The sequence below is a fragment of the Dietzia papillomatosis NBRC 105045 genome (genome assembly GCF_001570845.1).
Taxonomy (GTDB): Bacteria; Actinomycetota; Actinomycetes; order Mycobacteriales; family Mycobacteriaceae; genus Dietzia; species Dietzia cinnamea.
Genome location: NZ_BCSL01000128.1, coordinates 1 through 560 on the forward strand (window position 1 = coordinate 1; position 560 = coordinate 560).

Sequence of the window (560 nt, forward strand, 5' to 3'; positions counted from 1 at the left end):
TGTGGTCTTGGTGCCGATGACGGGGTCGAAGATCGCCATCTTCGTGCCCGCCCAGTCGACCTGCATCGTGTGCCCGGGCACATGCGCGATCCGCATCGTCAGCTCGCTGACCTCGACGTACGTGCCGACGATCTGGCAGAACCGCTGATAACTGTAGTGCCGCCGCCCCGGCGATCCGTCGCTGTCGAGGTAGTTGGCCCACAGCACCCGCAGCGGCAGCTTGTTCTTGCCCGTGCGCTTCTTCACGGTCGCCGCCACGTCGAAGGCCACGAACTCCGCCGACGGCGTCTTGCGCCCATCGGTGAACAAGGCGTCAATCTCCTCGCCGCTGAGCGCCTCGACCTGATCGACGGCGGTCAGCCCGTGCTCGCGGCACACCTTCCTCGCCTTCGCGACCGTGCGGTGCGAGCAACCCGCGATCGCCTCGATGTCCCGGTAGGACCTGTCCTGCAGCAGTAGCGACATCACCAATCGGTAATCAGTCACCGTGCCTCCTGTTCGGAATCACGCGCAGCCTGGTTGCCACGCGTAGAACCGACACGAGCACACGATGACCGGCA

The 560-nt window shown here is 65.2% G+C and carries 1 pseudogene; it reads right to left on the reverse strand.

Features of this window, described 5'->3' with window-relative positions:
- Positions 1-486 (reverse strand): annotated as a pseudogene (locus tag DPA01S_RS16130) (IS21 family transposase); the annotation flags it as partial.
- Positions 487-560 lie beyond the last annotated feature (74 nt).